Origin of the sequence: Streptomyces sp. NPDC005784 (assembly GCF_042871525.1) — a bacterium.
Classification (GTDB): Bacteria; Actinomycetota; Actinomycetes; order Streptomycetales; family Streptomycetaceae; genus Streptomyces.
Genome location: NZ_JBIAIQ010000028.1, coordinates 1 through 20,931, shown reverse-complemented (window position 1 = coordinate 20,931; position 20,931 = coordinate 1). Strand labels below are relative to the sequence as shown.

At 70.3% G+C, this 20,931-nt stretch carries 17 protein-coding genes; 7 read left to right on the top strand and 10 right to left on the bottom strand.

The window, feature by feature from the left end; translation table 11 throughout:
• Window positions 1-66: 66 nt before the first annotated feature.
• The 5 genes from ACFYR3_RS32635 to ACFYR3_RS32615 all read right to left on the bottom strand — a co-directional run bounded on the left by ACFYR3_RS32635 (window position 67) and on the right by ACFYR3_RS32615 (window position 5,830).
• Window positions 67-921, bottom strand: a complete 855-nt coding sequence (locus ACFYR3_RS32635; protein ID WP_355853180.1) for a carbohydrate ABC transporter permease — start codon at window positions 919-921, stop codon at window positions 67-69.
• Window position 922: 1 nt separating this feature from the next.
• Window positions 923-1,816: a sugar ABC transporter permease gene (locus tag ACFYR3_RS32630; RefSeq protein ID WP_355853310.1), complete on the bottom strand. Its 894-nt coding sequence runs from the start codon at window positions 1,814-1,816 to the stop codon at window positions 923-925.
• 38 nt (window positions 1,817-1,854) lie between these two features.
• Entirely contained in the window at window positions 1,855-3,225 is a 1,371-nt protein-coding gene (locus ACFYR3_RS32625; protein WP_389285591.1) for an extracellular solute-binding protein, read from the bottom strand.
• Window positions 3,226-3,476: 251 nt separating this feature from the next.
• A complete protein-coding gene (locus ACFYR3_RS32620) occupies window positions 3,477-4,154 on the bottom strand; it encodes a response regulator (RefSeq protein WP_356785268.1) in 678 nt (225 codons plus the stop codon).
• The gene (locus ACFYR3_RS32615) at window positions 4,151-5,830 is read right to left on the bottom strand and encodes a sensor histidine kinase (RefSeq protein WP_355853174.1); all 1,680 of its coding nucleotides are present in this window, start codon (window positions 5,828-5,830) and stop codon (window positions 4,151-4,153) included. The genes ACFYR3_RS32620 and ACFYR3_RS32615 overlap by 4 nt, the downstream gene beginning before the upstream one ends.
• Before the next feature lie 352 nt (window positions 5,831-6,182).
• Between ACFYR3_RS32615 and ACFYR3_RS32610 the strand changes: the two genes are divergently transcribed.
• The gene (locus tag ACFYR3_RS32610) at window positions 6,183-7,625 is read left to right on the top strand and encodes a cation:dicarboxylate symporter family transporter (protein ID WP_355853305.1); all 1,443 of its coding nucleotides are present in this window, start codon (window positions 6,183-6,185) and stop codon (window positions 7,623-7,625) included.
• Between the two features lie 104 nt (window positions 7,626-7,729).
• Here the strand turns inward: ACFYR3_RS32610 and ACFYR3_RS32605 are convergent, their stop codons facing one another.
• Window positions 7,730-8,347 (bottom strand): TetR/AcrR family transcriptional regulator, encoded by a 618-nt coding sequence (locus tag ACFYR3_RS32605; protein WP_355853171.1) that lies wholly within the window; start codon window positions 8,345-8,347, stop codon window positions 7,730-7,732.
• Window positions 8,348-8,538: 191 nt separating this feature from the next.
• Between ACFYR3_RS32605 and ACFYR3_RS32600 the strand changes: the two genes are divergently transcribed.
• Both ACFYR3_RS32600 and ACFYR3_RS32595 read left to right on the top strand, forming a co-directional pair.
• Window positions 8,539-10,410, top strand: coding sequence for an MFS transporter (locus ACFYR3_RS32600; protein WP_389285534.1), 1,872 nt, complete (start codon window positions 8,539-8,541; stop codon window positions 10,408-10,410).
• A 68-nt stretch (window positions 10,411-10,478) separates the two neighbouring features.
• A complete protein-coding gene (locus tag ACFYR3_RS32595) occupies window positions 10,479-11,243 on the top strand; it encodes a DUF2127 domain-containing protein (RefSeq protein ID WP_355853166.1) in 765 nt (254 codons plus the stop codon).
• 9 nt (window positions 11,244-11,252) lie between these two features.
• Here ACFYR3_RS32595 and ACFYR3_RS32590 read toward each other — a convergent pair whose 3' ends face one another.
• On the bottom strand, window positions 11,253-12,179 hold the full coding sequence (locus tag ACFYR3_RS32590) for an NAD-dependent epimerase/dehydratase family protein (RefSeq protein WP_355853163.1): 927 nt from the start codon (window positions 12,177-12,179) through the stop codon (window positions 11,253-11,255).
• 213 nt (window positions 12,180-12,392) lie between these two features.
• Between ACFYR3_RS32590 and ACFYR3_RS32585 the strand changes: the two genes are divergently transcribed.
• The 4 genes from ACFYR3_RS32585 to ACFYR3_RS32570 all read left to right on the top strand — a co-directional run bounded on the left by ACFYR3_RS32585 (window position 12,393) and on the right by ACFYR3_RS32570 (window position 16,130).
• On the top strand, window positions 12,393-12,848 hold the full coding sequence (locus tag ACFYR3_RS32585; RefSeq protein ID WP_355853302.1) for an Lrp/AsnC family transcriptional regulator: 456 nt from the start codon (window positions 12,393-12,395) through the stop codon (window positions 12,846-12,848).
• Between the two features lie 66 nt (window positions 12,849-12,914).
• Window positions 12,915-13,343, top strand: a complete 429-nt coding sequence (locus ACFYR3_RS32580) for a MerR family transcriptional regulator (RefSeq protein WP_355853160.1) — start codon at window positions 12,915-12,917, stop codon at window positions 13,341-13,343.
• Window positions 13,340-13,672: a thioredoxin domain-containing protein gene (locus tag ACFYR3_RS32575; RefSeq protein ID WP_355853157.1), complete on the top strand. Its 333-nt coding sequence runs from the start codon at window positions 13,340-13,342 to the stop codon at window positions 13,670-13,672. Before ACFYR3_RS32580 ends, ACFYR3_RS32575 begins: the two co-directional genes overlap by 4 nt.
• A 190-nt stretch (window positions 13,673-13,862) precedes the next feature.
• Window positions 13,863-16,130 (top strand): HelD family protein, encoded by a 2,268-nt coding sequence (locus ACFYR3_RS32570; RefSeq protein ID WP_389285588.1) that lies wholly within the window; start codon window positions 13,863-13,865, stop codon window positions 16,128-16,130.
• A gap of 118 nt (window positions 16,131-16,248) precedes the next feature.
• Here the strand turns inward: ACFYR3_RS32570 and glgB are convergent, their stop codons facing one another.
• The 3 genes from glgB to ACFYR3_RS32555 all read right to left on the bottom strand — a co-directional run.
• The gene (glgB, locus tag ACFYR3_RS32565) at window positions 16,249-18,771 is read right to left on the bottom strand and encodes a 1,4-alpha-glucan branching enzyme (protein ID WP_389285531.1); all 2,523 of its coding nucleotides are present in this window, start codon (window positions 18,769-18,771) and stop codon (window positions 16,249-16,251) included.
• Between the two features lie 47 nt (window positions 18,772-18,818).
• Window positions 18,819-20,240: a phosphotransferase gene (locus ACFYR3_RS32560; RefSeq protein WP_356785278.1), complete on the bottom strand. Its 1,422-nt coding sequence runs from the start codon at window positions 20,238-20,240 to the stop codon at window positions 18,819-18,821.
• A 106-nt stretch (window positions 20,241-20,346) separates the two neighbouring features.
• On the bottom strand, window positions 20,347-20,931 hold a 585-nt coding region (locus ACFYR3_RS32555), incomplete at its 5' end, for an alpha-glucosidase C-terminal domain-containing protein (protein ID WP_389285529.1).

Below are 20,931 nucleotides of genomic sequence, written 5' to 3'. Positions count from 1 at the left end.
AATCACAGATTGTAGGAACATACGGTTTCGGCCGCGGCCCTGAATTCGCCGTACTGGAAAGGGAGTTCACCCCTTGACGGCCCCGCCGAGAGCGAACCCCCCGCCCAGCCGCCGGGCCACCAGCACATACAGCAGGATCACCGGCGTCGAGTAGATGACCGAGAACGCCGCCAACTGCCCGTAGACCACGGTTCCCCGGTTTCCGAAGAACTCGTTGATGCTCACCGACGCCGGCATCTGGTCCGGCGTGAGCAGCAGCATGAACGGGACGAAGAAGTTTCCCCACATCATCACGAACGAGAAGACCGTCACCACCGCCACGCCCGGTCCCATCAGGGGCAGCACGATCCGCACCAGGGACTGCAGGGCCGACGCCCCGTCCGTCCAGGCCGCCTCCTCCAGCTCCTTCGGCACGCCGTCCATGAAGTTCTTCATCAGCCAGATGGCGAACGGCAGTTGGGAGGCGGCGAAGAAGAAGATCGTGCCCTGGGTGGTGTCGATCAGGTTCACCTGCACGAACAGGGCGTAGACGGGGACCATGATCGCCGTGATCGGCAGGCTCGTCGCGAAGAGGATCGTCAGCAGGAAGGGGCGGTTCAGCCGGGACCGGAAGCGCGAGAGGGGATAGGCCGCGAGGGCCGCGCACACCACGGTCAGCGCGGTGCCGCCACCGCACAGGATCAGGCTGTTCAGCAGCGGGGTGAAGGTGATGTCCGGTTTCAGTACGGCGTCGAAGTTGGACAGCGTCACACCGTCCGGCATTTTCACCCGCAGGTCCGCGTGCGCGTCCAGGGAGGACAGGACCACCCAGGCCAGTGGGAGCGCGAACGCCGCCGCCACCACCAGCAGGCCGGCGTCGGCCGCCAGCCGCCGTCCCGAGCGGCGGGACCCGGGGCTTGCGCCGCGCGTCAGAACGGCCATCTCACACCTCCGTCCGCAGCAGCCGCATGTACACGAGGGAGAACAGTGAGCCGACCACCAGGAGCAGCAGTGCCACCGCCGTTCCGTACCCGATCATGCTGTTCTGGAAGGCCTGTTCGTACATGAACAGCGGCAGGGTCTGGCTGCGATTTCCCGGACCGCCCCTCGTCATCACCCAGATCAGCCCGAACACCGACAGTGTCTGGAGGGTGTTGAGCATCAGGTTGGTGCCGATCGAGCGGCGGATCATCGGCAGCGTGATGTGCCACATCCGCCGCCAGCCACCGGCTCCGTCGACCTCGGCCGCCTCGGTGATCTCCTTCGGGATCTCGCCCAGCGCCGCCGAGTAGACCAGCATCGAGAAGGCCGTGCCCCGCCACACGTTCGCGAACGACACCGCCAGGATCGGCAATGTGAACATCCAGTTCTGGGACGGGAGATGGAGCCAGTCCAGGATGGCGTTCAGGGTCCCTTCGCGGCGGAAGAAGGCATAGAGCAGGAAGCCCGCGACCACCTCCGGCAGCACCCACGCCGTGATGACGACCGCGCCGACCAGCGTGCGCACCGGTTTCGACGCCCGTTGCATCAGCGCGGCCAGGGCGAGGCCGAGGGTGTTCTGGCCGACCAGCGACGACAGCACCGTGAACACCAGCGTCAGCCATACGGCGTTGATGAAGGCGTCGTCCCTGAACGCCGCCCGGAAGTTGGCGAACCCGACGAACGACGAGTGCGCCTGCCCCGTCAACTGCAGATCGGTGAAGGCGATGTACGCGCAGTAGACGATCGGGCCCGCGAGGAAGAGCAGCAGGAGGACGACGGCGGGGGCGAGCGGGAGTGTCCGGGTGAGGGAGCGCAGGAGGCCTCCCCGGCGCGGGGCGGCGACCCCCGTCCTCAGCGGCCGGACCGGCGGGGAGGCCGCCTTCGTGCCGACACTCACTTCCGGGTCACCTGGTCGTCGGTGGCCGTCTTCAGTTCCTCGTCGTACGCGCTCGCGGCCTTGTCCACGGAACTGTCGCCGGTGGTCACGCTCTCCATGGCCTCCTGGATGGCGGTCGAGACCCTCGGGTACGCCGGGTAGGCGGGCCGGTAGTGGGTGCTGGCGACCAGGTCGGTGAAGAACTTGATGCCGGGCTGTGCCTTCACGTAGGCCGGGTCGGCTGCGACGTCGTCGCGCACCGCGATACCGGAGTTGGCGATGTACCACTTCTGGGCGTTCGCCTTCGTCTGCATCGTCTCGACGAACTTGAAGGCGAGGTCGGGGTTGGACGCCTTGGAGGGGATCGACCAGGTCCAGCCGCCGGACATGCTGACCTTGCCGGGGGCCTGGCCGTGCTGGGTGGGCATGTGGGCGAGGCCGAGCTTGTGGGACCACTCGAGCCACTCGTGGCCCGAGCCCTTCAGCCAGTCCTGCGGGAGCCAACTGCCGTCGAGGTCGATGCCGAGCCTGCCCTTGGGCAGCAGCTCACCGCGGACACTGGTCGCGAAGTTCGGGTCGAGCGCGTCGGTGACGTCGGGGCCGAGCTTCTCCTTGTAGACCGTCTCCACGAAGGTGAGGGCGTCCTTGAAGCCCTGGCTGTCGGCGACCCACTTCTTGGACGCGGTGTCGTACAGCGGGTCCGCCGTGCCGTCACCGGTCCCGTACAGCAGCATCTCGAAGCCCTGCATGGTGGCGGCCTCGCCCGCGGGCTTGCCCGTGTAGACGTTCAGGGGGGTGACGCCGGGGACCTTCTTCTTGATGGTGCGGGCGGCGGTGAGGATGTCGTCCCAGGTCTTCGGCTGCCAGTCGGCCGGCAGTCCCGCCTTCGCGAAGACGCCCTTGTCGAACCAGAGTCCGCGGGTGTCCGTCCCGTCCGGGACGCCGTACGTCTTCCCGTCCTGCGCCTTGGCCGCCGCCTTCGCGGTGTCGATGAACCGGCCCCAGTCGGACCACTTGTCCAGATACGGGTCGAGCGGCTTCAAGTACCCGCTGGTGATGTCCGAGTTGATGAGGAAGGTGTCCTCGTAGACCAGGTCGGGCGCCGTCTTGGGCGACCTGAGCATCTGCTGGAGCTTCGTGTAGTACTCGGAGTCCGGGGCCTTGATCGGGACGAGTTCGACCTTCTTCCCCGGGTTCGCCTTCTCGAACTGCTTCTTCATCTCGCCCAGGTAGGTGTCCATCACCCGGATCGAGTTGTCGGTGGACTGTTTGTAGGACACCTTCACGGTGTCCGGATCGCTTCCGGACCCGGATCCGCAAGCGGTGAGCGTCGTCGCGGCGAGCAGCGTGGCGAGGAGAACGGGGGCGGCGGTGGGGCGCACGGGCAGGACCTCCTACGGACCGACATCGTTGTCGTGCGAGCCGAGTTGTCTGCCCGCCGAACGTAAAGCTGTGCGGATGTCAGGTCAATGACTGTGCAGGAGTGCAAGTCGCGCAAGTGACAAGGAGGTTGTCCGGGCGGTGCTCTCGGCACGCCGCTCTTCGGGGTGCCCGTGATCACGCGCCGCCGGGCCCCGGGGCTCCGGCGGCGCGTTGACCGAGGTCCTCGGCCCCGGCCCGCCGAAGGGGCGGCCCCGGGTCAGCCCTTGACCCAGCGGTACTGCAACTCCGGCCGCCCGACCGTCCCGTACTGCGGAGCGCGTGCCGCCCGGCCCGCCTCCACCAGGTGTTCCAGATAGCGCCGGGCGGTGATCCGGGAGATGCCGACGGCCTCGGCGACCTTGGCCGCCGTCAGTCCTTCGGCGTTGCCGCGGAGGGTGACGGTCACGCGTTCCAGGGTCGGCGCGCTCAGGCCCTTGGGCAGCGCGGCCGGGCCCGGAGCCCGCAGGGCGGCCAGCGCGCGGTCCACCTCGTCCTGGCCGCTCGCCTCGCCGGCCGCCGCGCGGAACTCCGCGTACCGGATCAGCCGGTCGCGCAGGGTGGCGAAGGTGAACGGCTTCAGCACGTACTGGACGACCCCGAGCGCCACCCCCTCCCGTACGACCGCCAGGTCCCGCGCCGACGTCACCGCGATGACGTCGGCGTGATAGCCGGCGGCGCGCAGGGAGCGGGCGAGCTGGAGGCCGTGCGTGTCCGGCAGATGCAGGTCGAGCAGCAGCAGGTCCACGGGCGTACGGTCCAGGGCGCGGCGCGCCTGCGCACCCGTGTGGGCCTTGCCGACCGCCGTGAAGCCGGGCACCCGGCCGACGTACATGACGTGCGCGTCGGCGGCGACGGGATCGTCCTCGACGACGAGCACACGGATCGGATCGGTCATGCGCCACCTCCGGGCAGAGCGGGCTCGGACGGCCGGGCGGACCGCGTGGACGAGGGCGAGGGCGAGCCGGAGTCCGGGGGTGGCGTGGGGAGCGGCAGGCGTACTGCGAACTCCGCTCCGCCGTCGGCCCCTTCGCGTACGTCCAGCGTGCCGGCGTGCCGGCTCACCGTCTGCCGGGCGAGGGCCAGACCGAGGCCGCGGCCGCCGGGGCCCGCCGGTTTCGTGGACCAGCCGCGCCGGAAGACCTGCTCGGCATGGGCGGGGTCCACCCCGGGGCCGGTGTCGGCGACCCGCAGCACCAGGGCGGAGTCGTCCGTGAACGCCGTCACCGTCACGCGGGCGCCCACCGTGCCCTGCGCCGCGTCCATCGCGTTGTCGATCAGATTGCCGAGGACGGTGACCAGGTCGCGCGCGGAGAGCGAGGCCGGGAGCAGTCCGTCGTCGATGCCGCTGTCCTCGGAGACCACGAGCTCCACACCGCGTTCGTTCGCCTGCGCCGCCTTGCCCAGCAGCAGCGCGGCGAGGACCGGTTCGCTGACCGCGGAGATCACCTCGTCGGTGAGGGTCTGTGCCAGTTCCAGCTCGGCGGTGGCGAAGTCGACAGCCTCCTCGGCGCGGCCCAGTTCGATGAGGGAGACCATCGTGTGCAGACGGTTCGCCGCCTCGTGCGCCTGCGATCGCAGCGCCTGGGTGAAACCACGCTCCGAGTCCAACTCGCCTGTCAGCGCCTGGAGTTCGGTCACATCGCGCAGGGTGACCACCGTGCCGCGGCGTTCGCCGCCGGACACCGGGGAGGTGTTCACGACCAGCACCCGCGCGTCCGTCAGATGGACCTCGTCCACGTGGGGCTCCGCCGACAGCAGCGCGCCCGTCAGCGGGGCGGGCAGCCCGAGTTCGGCCACCGAACGGCCGACCACGTCGTCCGTGACGCCGAGCAGTTCCCGGCCGCCGTCGTTCATCAGAGCCACCCGGAACTGCCCGTCCAGCATGAGCAGCCCCTCGCGCACGGCATGCAGCGCGGCCTGGTGGTAGTCGTGCATGCGGCTCAGCTCGGCCGCGTTCATACCGTGGGTGGAGCGGCGCAGCCGGGCGTTGATGACGTACGTGCCGACACCGCCCAGCAGCAGCGCGCCGGCCGCGACCCCGATCAGGGCGGTGACCTGGTCCTGGACGCGTTCGGTGATCGCCTGGACCTTGATGCCCGCGCTGACCACGCCGATGGTCCGCCCACCGTCCTGGATCGGGGTGACGGCCCGCACGGAGGCGCCGAGGCTGCCCGTGTACGTCTCCGTGAAGGACCTGCCCCCCAGTGCGGGCCGGAAGTGCCCGAGGAAGTGCTTGCCTATCAGTTTCTCCTTGGGGTGCGTCCAGCGGATGCCCCGCGGATTCATGATCGTCACGAAGTCGACCTCGGTGTCCCGCTGCACCCGCAGGGCGTACGGCTGGAGCTCCCCGGTGGGGTTCGCGGTGCCGATGGCCGCGTGGACGGACGGGGTGTCCGCGACCGCGCGCGCGACCGCCATCGCCTGGCGGCCGGCGGCGTCCTCGGCCTGGCTGCGGTCGCTGACGTAGGTGAACAGCGCGTACCCGGCGACGAGGACCGCGATCAGTACGGCCTGCATGCCGAAGAGCTGGCCGGCCAGGCTGCGGGGTCGCGGGACACGGAGGAGGCGCATGCCGTTCAGTGTGCCTCGCCCGGACGGGTGCTCCTCCGGGCGGCGGCAACCGGATGACTGTGCCGGTGCCGGGTGATTCCACCCGGCACCGGTAAGCGGATGGCTGTGCCGGGGCGTGGGCGACTCCACCCGACGCCGGTAGCCGGACGGCTGTGGGGGGCGCGGGTGACTCCACCCGGCACCGGCCGGCCGGACGGCTGTGCCGGGGCGCGTGAACTCAATGAACGGAAGGGTGACCGCCCTCACACGCCGGGAGATAGTCCCCTCATCCCCCCGGGAGCCCACGCCTCCCGGTTTCCCCGGTCGTGAGCCGCACGCCGGGTTCTGCCGGTCGTGAGCCGCACGCCGGATGATGCCGACGACGTCGTCAAGGAGGGCAGCCGTGGCCAGCACGCCGCAAACGGCACCTGCCGCACCCGCCGCCAAGCGGGACCGCACGCACTATCTGTACATCGCCGTGATCGGGGCCGTGATCCTCGGGATCGCGGTGGGCCTGATCGCCCCCGACTTCGCCGTCGAGCTCAAGCCCATCGGTACGGGCTTCGTGAACCTGATCAAGATGATGATCTCCCCGATCATCTTCTGCACGATCGTGCTGGGCATCGGCTCGGTCCGCAAGGCCGCCAAGGTCGGCGCCGTCGGCGGTATCGCGCTCGGCTACTTCCTGGTCATGTCGCTGGTCGCGCTCGCCATCGGCCTGGTCGTCGGCAACATCCTGGAGCCGGGCACCGGCCTGGCGATGACCGACGCGGTCAAGCATGCCGGCCAGGGGCAGGTGTCGGCGGAGGCGCTGCCGCCGGTCGACTTCGTGCTCTCGATCATCCCGACCACGATGATCTCGGCGTTCACCGAGGGCCAGGTCCTGCAGACCCTGCTCGTCGCGCTCCTCACCGGGTTCGCGCTCCAGGCCATGGGGACGGCCGGGCAGCCGGTCCTGCGCGGTGTGGAGCACATCCAGCGGCTCGTCTTCCGTATCCTCGCCATGGTCATGTGGGCGGCCCCGCTCGGTGCCTTCGGCGCCATCGCCGCCGTCACCGGCTCAGCCGGCCTGGACGCGCTCAAGAGTCTCGCCGTGCTGATGCTCGGCTTCTACGTCACCTGCTTCCTCTTCGTCTTCATCGTGCTCGGCACGCTGCTGCGCGTGGTGACGGGCCTGAACATCCTCACGTTCCTGAAGTACCTGGGCCGGGAGTTCCTGCTGATCCTGTCCACCTCGTCCTCCGAGTCCGCCCTGCCGCGGCTCATCGCGAAGATGGAGCACCTGGGCGTCGGCAAGTCGGTCGTCGGCATCACCGTCCCGACCGGCTACTCCTTCAACCTCGACGGCACGATGATCTACATGACCATGGCCTCGCTCTACATCGCCGACGCCATGGGCACGCCGATGGCGATCGGGGAGCAGATCCCGCTCCTGCTCTTCCTCCTCGTCGCGTCCAAGGGCGCGGCGGGCGTCAGCGGGGCGGGCCTCGCCACGCTGGCCGGCGGCCTCCAGTCGCACAAGCCCGCCCTGGTGGACGGCGTCGGCCTCATCGTCGGCATCGACCGCTTCATGAGCGAGGCACGCGCGCTGACGAACTTCGCCGGCAACGCCGTGGCCACGGTCCTGATCGGGACCTGGACGAAGGAGATCGACAAGGAGCGGGTGGCCAGGGTCCTCGCCGGACAGCTTCCGTTCGACGAGAAGACCCTGCTGGACGACGCCGACACCGGCACTTCCGCCTCCACTCCCGGCTCCGCCGACGTCCACGCGGATCTGCCGGAGCAGGGCGGCGAGAAAGCCCCGGCCGAGGCGTAGGAACCCCTGAGACGCCGGGTGGCCGGGCATCCCCCCACGGGCCCGGCCGCCCGGTGCACCGCTGAAGGCCGCTGAGTCCTCGCAGGCCCTGAACGCCCGAGGACTCAGTCGCTCAGCTTGGCCACGAGTTCCGTGGCGCGTGAGGCGGGTACGCCCGCCGCGGTCAGCATGGTGACCGTGGCGGAGCTGCCCGCCTCCTCCGCTGCCAGGAGGCCGTCGTTCACCGCCTCCATGAGGGCGAACAGGGTCTGCTCGTGCACGTACGCCAGTGCGTACGGGGGCAGCGGCGAAGCGAACACGCCCTGTTCCAGGCCGCGCCGGAGAATCTCAGCGCAGGCCTCGCGGACCGGCGTGAGGCGTTCGCGGATGCCCTGCATGGTGACGCTGCGCTGGGCGAGGGCGACCAGCAGCCGGTAACGGTCGGCGATCTCCCAGACGGCCAGGGTCGAGCGGGCCAGCGACTCGACCGGGTCCGCGACCCCTTCGCGGCCCGCCGCGTGCGCCGCCGCGACCGCCGCCACGGCCTCGTCGGTCAGGGTGCCGACCAGCGCCTCGCGGCTGGGGAAATGCCCGTACACCGTGCGCCGCACGACACCCGCCGCCCGGGCGATCTGGTCCATGGACGCGTCGGGGTCACGCAGCAGTTCGGCGAGTGCGACGTCGAGGATGCGGCGGCGGTTCACATCGGCGCGGCTCGGGTTACCCGTGGTCATGGCTGCCATTCTGCCCGCCCCTCGGGCGACTTCCCGTCCCGCGGTCACAGGCTCTCCACCTCCTCCATTTGCACAGTGCTGTGCAATCTCGTAGATTGCACAGCGTTGTGTAATTGCACTTCACTGTGCAAGTCCTGAAGTGCAAGTCCTGGTGCGGACGGATCTCCGTACCCGTCGACGAAGGAAGGGCGACCGTAGCCATGCGTCTCGTCATGAACGAACCGGTCGAGAGGATGGACCGGCCCTACGCCAGGCGGTGGTGGGCGCTGCTGGTGCTCTGCCTGAGCCTGCTGATCATCGTGATGGCGAACACAGCCCTCACGGTCGCGGCTCCCGACATGACCCAGGACCTCGGCCTGTCCAGCGCCGACCTGCAATGGGTCATCGACGGCTACACCGTCCCGTACGCCGCGCTGATGCTGCTGCTCGGCGCCATCGGGGACAAGTACAGCCGTCGGGGCGCCCTCATCCTGGGGCTCGTCGTCTTCGGCGGCGGCGCGGTCGCCGGTTCGCTCGTCGACAGTTCCACCGGGGTCATCGCGGCCCGCGCCGTCATGGGCGTCGGCGCCGCGCTGATCATGCCCGCCACGCTCTCGCTGCTCGCCGCGACCTTCCCGCGCGCCGAACGGGCCAAGGCGATCGTCCTGTGGACCGCCACCGCCGGACTCGCCATCGCCGCCGGGCCGTTGGTCGCGGGCGCCCTGCTGGAGAACCACGGCTGGTCGTCCACGTTCCTGATCAACGTGCCGATCGCCGTCCTCGCCATCGTCGGCGCCCTCGTCCTCGTACCGCCGTCCAAGGCCGCGCACCACAACCGCATCGACTACGTCGGCGGGCTGCTCTCCGTCGTCTGGATCGGCTCGCTGGTCTACATGATCATCGAAGGCCCGCACTTCGGGTGGGGCGTGAAAGCCGTGACAGCCGCGGTGGTCGCCGGGGTCGGACTGGTCCTCTTTGTCCTGTGGGAGCTGCGCCACCCGCGCCCGGTCATCGACGTGCGACGCTTCGCCCACCGTCGCTTCGCGGGCTCGAACCTCGCCGTCGCCCTCTTCTTCCTGGCCGTCTTCGGCGCCTTCTACTACCTCACCCAGCACCTCCAGTTCGTCCTCGGCTACGACGCGCTGGACACCGGAGTGCGGATGCTGCCGCTGGCCGGCGCCGTCTTCGTGGGCTCGGCACTCACCGGGTACCTCACTCCGCGCATCGGCATGAAGTTCACGGTCACCGCGGGCATGGTCGGCGGCGCGACGGCACTGGCCCTGCTCACCCGGGTGGACGCCTCCTCGGCGTACGGCGACTTCGTGCTGCCCCTCGTCATCCTCGGCCTCGCCATCGGACTCGCGCTCTCGCCCTGCACGGACGCCATCATGGGCGCGTTCCCCGAGGCCGAACTGGGCGTCGGCGGCGCGGTCAACGACACCTCGCTGGAGCTCGGCGGCTCACTCGGCATCGCCATCCTCGGCTCGGTGCTGGCCGGTTCGTACTCCTCGCACCTCGCCGACGCCACCGCGGGCAGCAAGCTCCCGGCGGGCGCCCTGGCCACGGCGCAGGACTCGGTGGGCGCCGGGTACGCCGTCGCCCAGGGCATCGGCGACAAGGCCCGCGCGCTCGGCGAACAGGCCGCGCAGACGGCGAACGCCGAGCAGGCGGCCCAGTTGAAGGCGCAGGCCGGTCAACTCGCCGGCGGTGCACGGCAGATGGCGGACGCGGTCGGCTCGTCCTTCTCGGACGCGGTGGCCCACACCAGCCTCGTCGGAGCGGTGATCCTGGGCGTGGGCACGGTGCTGGTGGCGGTGCTGCTGCCGCGCAAGGGCCGTACGGGGGTTGAGGACGAGGCCGAGAAGAAGGCTTCGGCTGAGGCCGAGAATGCTGAGGCTGAGAACGAGGCCTCGGTTGAGACCAGGAACGAGGCCTCGGTTGAGAGCGAGGCCAGTACCGAGGCCGGTAGCAAGGTCGAGAGCGAGCCCGAGGCGGACGTCGACAAGGATGCCGAGGAGCGGGCCGACGGTGAGGCCGAGGGTTCGAGCGGCGATTCGGCCGGAACCGTGACCCCCCGGGCCGCCGTCTCGTAGAACATGCACTACCGTGCCGTGCCGGACCGACCGGCACGGCACGGCACGTTCTGCGGAGGACACCGAGCATGAAGATCGACTGGGACCGGCGTACGTGCGCGCGGCGCGGCCACGTGACGTACGCGCCCGACGAGCGGGTGCTGCGGGAGCGGCTGCGCGCCGAGACGGGCCTCGGCGAGGCCTGGCGCTGTCTGCGCTGCGGCGACTTCGCGCTCGGCGATCCGCACGGCTCGGGCCCCGCGGACGAGGCGCCCCTGGTGCCGCGCGGCAAGGTGCTCCGCGATCTGTTCATCCTGCGCTTCCTGGCGATCGAGCGGGCCGTGCGCGGGGTGTTCATCGTGCTGGTCGCGGCCGCCGTCTGGAAGTTCAGCAACAGCCAGTACGCGGTGCGCCGGCTCTTCGACGAGTACCTCGACGTCCTCAGGCCGGTCTTCCGGCACTTCCACTACGACCTCGACCACTCGCCCGTGGTCGGCACCATCCAGAAGACCTTCGGCTACAAGCACTCCACGCTGCTGCTGGTCGCGGTCCTGCTGCTGGTGTACGCGCTGATCGAGCTCGTCGAGGCGGTCGGGCTCTGGTACGCCAAGCGGTGGGCGGAATACCTCACGGTCGTCGCCACCGCCGCGTTCCTCCCGCTGGAGATCTACGAACTCACCGAGCACATCAGCTGGTTGAAGATCGCGACGCTGGTCCTGAACGTCCTCGCCGTCCTCTACATCGCCCTGGCCAAACGGCTGTTCGGCCTGCGCGGCGGACACAAGGCGTTCGAGGCGGAGCGGCAGAGCGCGTCGCTTCTGGAGGTCGAGGAGTCGGCCGGGGTCATGGTCTGACCTCCGGGCTCACGTCCGGCTCACGGCCGGTGGGCAGTCGCCCTTTCCGAGGGTTTCGGCCACGGCGTGCGGCAGCCATTGCCGCGCGTCGCCGAAGGGGAAACCGAGCCGGGTGGCCCGGGAGTTGTCCATGCCGTAGGAACGGCCGAAGGAGAAGGGGGAGACCTCGCCCACCTCGACGGCACCCAGGACCGTCCTGCCGTCCTTGAGGTGCGCGGTGATCGCCTCGCACAACTCCTCCGTGGTCAGCGGCCCGTGGGAGGCCGCGTTGACCGGGCCGGTGAAGTCCTCGCCCACCGTCCAGAACAGGAAGTCGGCGATCTCCTCGACATGGATGTAGGTCGCCGGGTGGTTCACCGGCGGCACGGCGATCGTCCCGCCTGCGCGGATCAGGTCGGCGTAGTGTTCCAGCCGGCCGGTGAAGTCGTCGTCCCCGCCCAGCACATGGGCGACGCGCACGGCCACGTACGGGAGGCCGGGATCGGCCGCGAACACCGCCTCGGCCTGCCGCTTGCCCTCGCCGTAGTGCGCGTCGAGGAACTCGGCGTCGTCCCAGGGGAGGCCGAGATCGACGGCGACCGTACGGGGATCCACGGCGTCCTCGCCGACCGGGTCCGCCGTGTCCTCGTACTCGTACACCTCGACGGTGGACGTCATCACATAGCGGCGCGTGCGCCCCGCGAAGACCCGGCGGGCGATCTCCGCCTGCCGCGGTGTGTAGCAGACCTGGTCGACGACGACGTCGAAAGTCCGTGAACCCAGCGCCTTTTCCAGGGAGTTCTCGTCATTGCGGTCGGCGATCAGATGAATCGTCCCGGCGGGCGGCGCCGACGAGCCGCGATTGATGACGGTGACCCGGTCTCCCGCTGCCGTCAACCGGGCAATGAGACGCTTTCCGAAATACCGGTTTCCGCCGATCACGCAGATCTCTCGCATGTCGCCCTCCCCCAATTCCCTGCACGCGCGCCTCATGCACCCATGCGCCCGAGCCCATGCACCCGTCACCGATCGCCGGTCGTTCACGGTGCTCCGGCCTGTGGTCATAATTCTCCCGTCGCAGGGGTCAGGTCCGAAGGGGGAGACGTGGGAGATCCGGTCGTCGCACCGAAAGAAACACGGCATCCGCGCGCCGTCTCCGGCGAAACGTCGGTGGGCTTCGACGCGCTGGACCGGCAGATCCTGGAACTGCTCCAGAGCGACGGACGTATCAAGCTCAGCGAGCTGGGCCGCCGGGTCCGGCTGAGCCCGGCGGCGGTCGCGGAGCGGGTGCGCCGGCTGGAGGCGACGGGCGCGATCACCGGATACGGCGCCCAGGTGTCCGCACCCCGCCTCGGCTACGGCATCCAGGCCTTCATCCGCGTCAACCCGCACGGCGGCTACACGCTCAAGCATCCGCGGACGCTGGAACTGCTGGCCCGTCCCGAGGTCACCGAGGTCCACCATGTCGTCGGCGAGGACTGCTGGATCCTCAAGGTCGCCGTCGAGGACACGATCCACCTGGAGGACGTCCTGGAACAGACCTCCGCGCTGGGGCGGACGACGACCTCGATCGTGCTGTCGTCACCGGTCGACCGCAAGCCGCTGCTGCCGCGCACCTCGCGCTGACGTCCGCCGAGACGGCGCCTCGCGGCCGCTTGCCTTGACGTCGGCGTCAAGGATTACCGTCGAGGCATGCGAATCGGCGAGCTGGCCGCACGGGCCGGGACGACCACGCGGACTCTGCGCTACTACGAGTCGCGGGGGCTGCTGCCCGCGCGGCGGGGCGAGAACGGGTACCGGACGTACGACGAGCACGACCTGCGGCTGCTCCGGCAGATCAGGACGCTGCAGGACTTCGGGTTCGACCTGGAGGAGACGCGGCCCTTCGTGGAGTGTCTGCGGGCCGGCCATCCCGAGGGCGACTCGTGCCCGGCGTCCCTGGACGTCTACCGCCGCAAGCTCGGCGAGCTCGACGCGCTGATCGACGAGCTGCGGTCGGTGCGCGCGCAGGTCGGCGAGCAGCTGGCGCGGGCGGAACGGGCGCGCGACGAGCTGGCGGCCGGCGCGGAGGTTCCGGGCGGTCCGGAACCCGTGTGTGAACTGGGAGGGCGGACGCGATGATCAGGGCGGCAGGCGTGGCCGAAGTGACGGACGCGGACTTCGGGGCGGAGGTCATCGGGTCGGAGCTGCCCGTGCTGGTGGAGTTCACGGCCGACTGGTGTCCGCCGTGCCGGCAGATGGGCCCGGTGCTCAGCGAGCTGGCCTTCGAGGAGGGCGACCGGTTCAAGGTGGTCCAGCTGGACGTGGACACCAATCCGGAGACGACCCTGGCGTACGGCGTGCTCTCGATGCCGACGTTCATGGTTTTCCGCGACGGTGAGCCCGTGAAGTCGATGGTGGGCGCCCGGGCCAAGCGGCGGCTCCTGCAGGAGCTGTCCGACGTGCTCTGATCCCCCAGGCAGACAACCCGGCAGACAAAAAATCCCCTGGGCAATTGCGCCCGGGGGATTTCTCTGCGTATATTCAATGATTCGCGACTTCGAGGGATCGAATCGTGAAGAAGTTCACTAGGCGCAGTATATCTGGGTGGGAGCGGAATTGTCAAACAAGGGATTGCACACAGAATTCCCCGACGACGAACTGCGAAGTGAGCAGGAATTCATCGACGGGTTGTATGCGCGCGTGGACGCCCTGCGCGATGCCACCGAGGCCTCGGTCGGGGACGCGCTCGCCCAGGGCAACACACCCAGGCAGGCCCGGCTCGAGCGGGACATCCTGGTCGCCGAACGCTCGGGGCTGCTGGCCGCGCTGAACGCCGTGGACGGTTCGCTCTGCTTCGGCCGCATCGACCTGGCCCCGGTGGAATCCCCCGTGGAAGGGGCGTCCTCCGCCGGCGTCTGCCACCACATCGGCCGGATCGGCATCCGCGCCGACGACAGCGAGCTCACCCCGATCCTCATCGACTGGCGCGCCCAGGTCGCCCGCCCCTTCTACCTGGCCACGGGTCACACGCCCATGGGTCTGCGCCGCCGCCGGCACATCGGCACCGAGGGCCGGCACGTCACCGACCTGCACGACGAGATCCTCGACCTCGGTGACCGCGAACGCACCGGCCACGAGGACCCGACCGGCGACGCCGTGCTGCTCGCCGCGCTCAACTCGGCCCGCACCGGCCGGATGAGCGACATCGTGCAGACCATCCAGGCCGAGCAGGACCGGATCATCCGCGCGCCGCACCGGGGCATCATGGTCGTCGAGGGCGGCCCCGGCACCGGCAAGACTGCCGTCGCCCTGCACCGCGCCGCGTATCTGCTGTACGAACACCGGGAGCTGCTCGCCAAGCGGGCCGTCCTGATCGTCGGCCCCAACCCGGCCTTCCTCGGTTACATCGGCGAGGTACTGCCCTCGCTCGGTGAGACCGGCGTGCTGCTCTCGACCGTCGGCGAGCTCTTCCCCGGCGTCCACGCGACGGCCGTCGACACGCCCGCGGCGGCTGCCGTGAAGGGCCGTGCCCGGATGGCCGACGTCCTGGCCGAGGTCGTCCGGGACCGCCAGGCCCTTCCCGACCCGGTGATCACGATCGAGCACGACCGGGACGTCCTGATGCTCGACGCGGGCCTCGTGCAGGTCGCCCGGGAGCGCACCCGCGCGGCCGACCTGCCCCACAACGTGGCCCGCGAGCACTTCGAGGGCCACATCCTCAACACGCTCACCGACATGCTGGCCGAACGCATCGGCACGGACCCCTTCGACGGCTCCAACCTCCTCGACCCGAGCGACATCACCCAGATCCGCGACGAACTCGCCGAGAACCCCGAAGTCTGGTCGGCCGTCGACCAGTTGTGGCCGAGGCTGACCCCGCAGCGACTCGTCGCCGACTTCCTGGCCGACCCGTACGGCCATGTCCCGGACGAGGACGCGGCGGCGATCCGTCGCCCGCTGACCCGTCCGGGCGACTGGACCGTCGCGGACGTCCCGCTGCTGGACGAGGCGGCCGAACTCCTTGGCGAGGACGACCGGGTCGTACGGGCGCTGGCCGACCAGGAACGCCGTACCCAGATCGCCTACGCACAGGGCGTGCTCGACGTGTCCTACGCCTCGCGGACGTACGAGTTCGAGGACAAGGACGAGGACGACTCCGAGATCCTGTCCGCGCACAACATCATCGACGCCGAGCGGATGGCCGAACGGCACGAGGAGGACGACCACCGCAGCGCCGCCGAACGCGCCGCCGCCGACCGGACCTGGGCCTTCGGCCACATCATCGTCGACGAGGCACAGGAGTTGTCGCCGATGGCCTGGCGGCTGCTGATGCGGCGCAGCCCCACGCGGTCGATGACGCTCGTCGGCGATCCCGCGCAGACGGCGGAGGCGGCGGGAGTCGGCTCATGGGAGGAGATCCTCTCCCCGTACGTCGAGGACCGCTGGGAGCACACCCGGCTCGGCGTCAACTACCGCACCCCGTCCGAGATCATGGACGTCGCCGCCGGTGTGGTGCGGGCCGAGCGCCCCGGGTTCGAGCCGCCGCGCTCCGTCCGCTCCACCGGAGTACGGCCCTGGGCGCGGGACGCCGGGGACGACCTGCCCGGCGCGGTCGCCAAGGCCGTCGCCGAACTGACCCCCGCCGACGGACGGCTCGCGGTGATCGCGCCGCGGGCCCTGCACACCGCGCTCGCCGGCCGGCTGGACGGCGTGACGGCGGGCCAGGAGCCCGACCTCACCCGCACGGTGGTGCTCCTCGACCCCCGGCAGGCCAAGGGGCTGGAATTCGACTCCGTCCTGGTGGTCGAGCCCGCGGTGTACGGGACGAGCGACCTGTACGTGGCGCTGACCCGGGCCACCCAGAGCCTGGGCGTCGTGCACACCGGGGAACTGCCCGCCTCGCTGCGAGGCACGGGTCTGGAATGAGGGATGTGCGCCATCGGTCTGGAGTGAGGTCGCGGAGGAGTGCCGCCCTCGGCGGCTTCGGCCGTCCCTCGGTGGCCGGGCCACCGAGGGACGGCCGAGGAGCACCGCGAACGAGCTGCTAGGCCGGCCGCAGCCACACCGTCGCCAGGGGTGGCAGGGTCAGCTGGATGCTGGCCGGGCGGCCGTGCCAGCCCTGGGGTTCCGGTTTGACGGGGTCGGGGTTGGTGACGTCGCTGCCGCCGTAGCGGGCGGTGTCGGTGTTGAGGACTTCGCGCCAGGCGGGGATGTCCTCGGGGACGCCGAGGCGGTAGTTGTGGCGGACGGCGGGGGAGAAGTGGGAGACGGCCAGGAGCGGGGTGCCGTCGGCGGCGTGGCGCAGGAAGGCGAAGACGTTGTCGTCGGCGGAGTCCCCGGTGACCCAGGTGAAGCCGGAAGGATCGGTGTCGCGTTCCCACAGGGCGGGTTCGTGCTGGTAGGTGGTGTTGAGGTCGCGGACGAGGTCACGGACACCGCGGTGATCGGCTTCGGCGCCGTAGGCGGGGTCGAGGAGCCACCAGTCGGGGCCGTGGGCCTCGGACCATTCGGCGCCCTGGGCGAACTCCTGTCCCATGAAGAGGAGTTGCTTGCCGGGGTGGGCCCACATGAAGGCGAGGTAGGCACGCATGTTGGCGCGTTGCTGCCACCAGTCGCCGGGCATCTTGGAGACGAGTGAGCGTTTGCCGTGCACGACCTCGTCGTGGGAGATCGGCAGGACGTAGTTCTCGCTGTACGCGTACACCATCGAGAACGTCATCTCGTTGTGGTGGTACTTGCGGTGGATCGGCTCGTGGGACACATAGTCCAGCGAGTCGTGCATCCATCCCATGTTCCACTTCAGCCCGAACCCCAGACCGCCGAAACCTCCGGGGCCGATGTGGTGGGTGGCCCGGGTGACGCCGTCCCAGGCAGTGGATTCCTCGGCGATGGTGACGACGCCGGGGTTGCGGCGGTAGACGGTGGCGTTCATCTCCTGGAGGAACGCGACGGCGTCGAGGTTCTCGCGGCCGCCGTGTTCGTTGGGGGTCCACTGGCCGGGTTCGCGGGAGTAGTCGAGGTAGAGCATGGAGGCGACGGCGTCGACGCGCAGGCCGTCGATGTGGAACTCCTCGCACCAGTAGCTGGCGTTGGCGACGAGGAAGTTGCGGACCTCGCGGCGGCCGTAGTCGAATTCGAGGGTGCCCCAGTCGGGATGGTCGGCGCGCTGGGGGTCGGCGTGTTCGTAGAGCGGGCGTCCGTCGAACTGGGCGAGGGCCCAGTCGTCGCGCGGGAAGTGGGCGGGGACCCAGTCCATGAGGACGCCGATGCCGGCGCGGTGGAGGGCGTCGACGAGGTGCTTGAAGTCGTCGGGGGTGCCCAGACGCGCCGTGGGGGCGTAGAAGCCGGTGACCTGGTAGCCCCAGGAGCCGCCGAAGGGGTGTTCCGCGACGGGCATCAGCTCGACGTGGGTGAAGCCGAGGTCCGAGACGTAGGCGGGAAGCTGGTCGGCGAGCTGACGATAGGTCAATCCAGGTCGCCAGGACGGCAGATGCACCTCGTACACCGAGAACGGCGCCTCATGGGCCGGCCGGGCGGCCCGCTTCGCCAGCCACTCCGCGTCCTGCCACACATGGTGGGACGCGTGGACGATCGACGACGTGTGGGGCGGAGTCTCGGTCCGGCGGGCCATCGGGTCAGCGCGCAGGGTGCGGGAACCGTCGGGGCGGGTGATGTCGAACTTGTACAGCTCGCCCTCACCTATCGCAGGGACGAACAGCTCCCACACACCGGAGGAGCCGAGCGACCGCATCGGATGTCCCGTGCCGTCCCAGAAGTTGAAGCTGCCGGCCAGCCGGACACCGCGCGCGTTCGGAGCCCATACGGTGAAGCGCGTGCCGGCGACTCCCTGTTGCTCCATCGGCTCGGCGCCGAGCGCCCGCCACAGCTCCTCGTGCCGGCCCTCGCCGAGCAGATGCAGGTCCAACTCACCGAGTGTCGGCAGGAATCGGTACGCGTCCTCGGTCTCCAGCACCGTCCCTTCGTAGGTCACGAGCAGCCGGTACGAGTCCGGGACCGCGCGCAGCGGCAGCAGCCCGGAGAAGAACCCGTCCCCGTCGTCGCGCAGTTCGGCGCGCAGGTCGTCCGTGACGACGGTGACCCCGAGCGCGTACGGGCGGAAGGCCCGGAAGGCGATCCCGTCCGGCACCGGATGGGCGCCCAGCACCCCGTGCGGATCGTGGTGCGTACCGTCGAGCAGCCGCTGCCGGTCCGCGGGACCGACACCGGCGAAGCCGGGACCGCTTGCGACCGGGCCGGGACTGCCTCCGATCCGGCCGGGGCCTGCCTCGCCCGGGCCAGGGCTTGTCCCGTCGGCGGCGGGACCGCGCCTGCCTGGGCCGGGACGCGCTTCGCCCTGGCCGGGACCCGGCTCGCCCGCCGCTGGACCGCTCTCGCCCTCGCCGAGAACTGTCTCGCCCTCGACCGCCTTGGCCGGTGCTGTCCCGGTGGCCGCCTTCCTGGCCGCTTTCTTGGCCTTGGGCCTCTCGGTGGGCGTCTTCTCGGCGGCGGCCGGTTTCTTCGCGCCGTTCTTCTTCGGACTGTCGTCGGACGGGGGGCGGGGCGTCACGGGCAGGGCCTCCTCAGGAGGGTGAACTGGGGGAACAGCAGGGGGATCTAGCGCGACGCGGCCAGCCGCCGTACCGCCGCCAGCGGAACCGGCAGCCAGTCCGGGCGGTGCCGGGCCTCGTACACGACCTCGTACACCGCCTTGTCCGTCTCGAAGGCACGCAGTAATACGGGATCCGTGCGCGGGTCCAGGCCGCTGACCTCGGCGTATCCGGTGCAGTAGGCGGCCCGGCAGGCGTCGGCCCAGCCGGACGCCAGTGGGGTCCCCGGGGAGCCGAGAGCCTGGGGGACGGAGTGGGCCGCGTAGTCGAAGGAGCGGAGCATGCCCGCGATGTCGCGTGCCGTGGGCTGGGGCATACGGCGCTCGGCGAGCGGTTTCGACGGCTCGCCCTCGAAGTCGATGAGCGACCACTCCCCGTCGGGGGAGCGCAGGCACTGGCCGAGATGGAGATCGCCGTGGATGCGCTGAGCCGTCCAGGTGTGGCCCTCGGCGGACAGATCGGCCAGCGCCTCGAACGCGGTCCGCAGGCCGGGTGCGTGGGGCCGGAGCGCGGGCACGGCCTGCGCGGCGGCGTCGAGCCGCTCGGTCATGGCGTCGATGAGAGGCCGCATATGGGTGTGGCCCAGGGTGACCGTGGGCAGCGACCGGGCGAGCGCGGTGTGCACCTCGGCGGTGGCCCGGCCCAGCGCGCGCGCCTCGGCGGTGAAGTCCTCGCCCTTGGCCAGTTCCCGCAGTGCCAGTTCCCAGCCGTCGGCCGCGCCCTGCACGAACGGCTGGAGCACACCGAGTACGTAGGTCTCCGCGTCGAGGTCCGCGAGCATCCAGGCCGCGGGCGCCGGCACCCGCGCGCAGCCCTCCCGGGCCAGCGTCAGCGGGAGCTCCAGATCCGGGTTGATCCCGGGCACGATCCGGCGCAGCACCTTCAGGATGAACGTATCTCCGTAGACGACCGACGAGTTGGACTGTTCCGCCGTCACCAGGCGCGGGACCAGGTCCTTGCGTATCTCCTGGCGCCGGTCGTGCTCGAAGCGCAGGTCACCGACGCGGGCCCCGGTGCGCAGGGCTTCCAGGAGGACGCCGGCGGGGCGCGGGTCGTGGAGCGCCTCGTACACCGTGCGGCCGGCCAGCGGTCCCTCCTCCAGATGCCCGATCAGGGCCGGCGCGAGCCGCGGCGGCAGCGCCTCGCGTACGCCGATCAGTAACTGGTAGCAGTCCCCGGGATACGAGGTGGCGCCCTGTGCGGGAGTGCGCGGCTGATGCGCTCGTACGAGCAGATGGATCAGACCCAACTGGGCTCCGGCAGGCAGCAGTTCCACCGCGGCCACCAGGGAGAATCCGGTCACCGGACGCCCTTTGCCCGCGAACCAGCGTTGCCGGGGCAGCCATTCCCGCAGCAGTGGATCGAGCGACGTCAGCAACTCGGGGCGTGCGACCGGGGCCGGGGCGGAGTGGGTTACGGCTTCCGACATGGCGTCGCGTCCTTTCCCCAGCGACCCGGGGGCCCCGGATACCGGGCGAGGTGTGAGTCATGCGTGCCCAGGGCGGGGCGGGAGAAACCGCCCCGCCGCCCGGGTTCTAGACGGCTTCCTTGCGGAGACGGAACCAGTAGAAGCCGTGACCGGCGAGGGTCAGCAAGTACGGCAGTTCGCCGATGGCCGGGAATCGCACGCCGCCGATCAGTTCGACCGGGTGCCGGCCGTTGAACTCGCGCAGGTCGAGTTCGGTGGGCTGGGCGAAGCGGGAGAAGTTGTGCACGCACAGCACGAGGTCGTCGTCCCCTTCGCCCTCGGTCGACGGCGCTTCGCGCAGGAAGGCGAGGACGGCGGGGTTGGAGGACTGGAGTTCGGTGTAGGAGCCGAGTCCGAAGGCTTTGTTCTGTTTGCGGATCTCGATCATGCGGCGGGTCCAGTGGAGCAGCGAGGACGGTGACGACATCGATGCTTCGACGTTGGTGACCTGGTAGCCGTAGACGGGGTCCATGATCGTGGGGAGGAAGAGGCGGCCGGGGTCGCTGGAGGAGAAGCCGGCGTTGCGGTCGGGGGTCCACTGCATGGGGGTGCGCACCGCGTCGCGGTCGCCGAGCCAGATGTTGTCGCCCATGCCGATCTCGTCGCCGTAGTAGAGGATCGGCGAGCCGGGCAGGGAGAGCAGCAGGGCGGT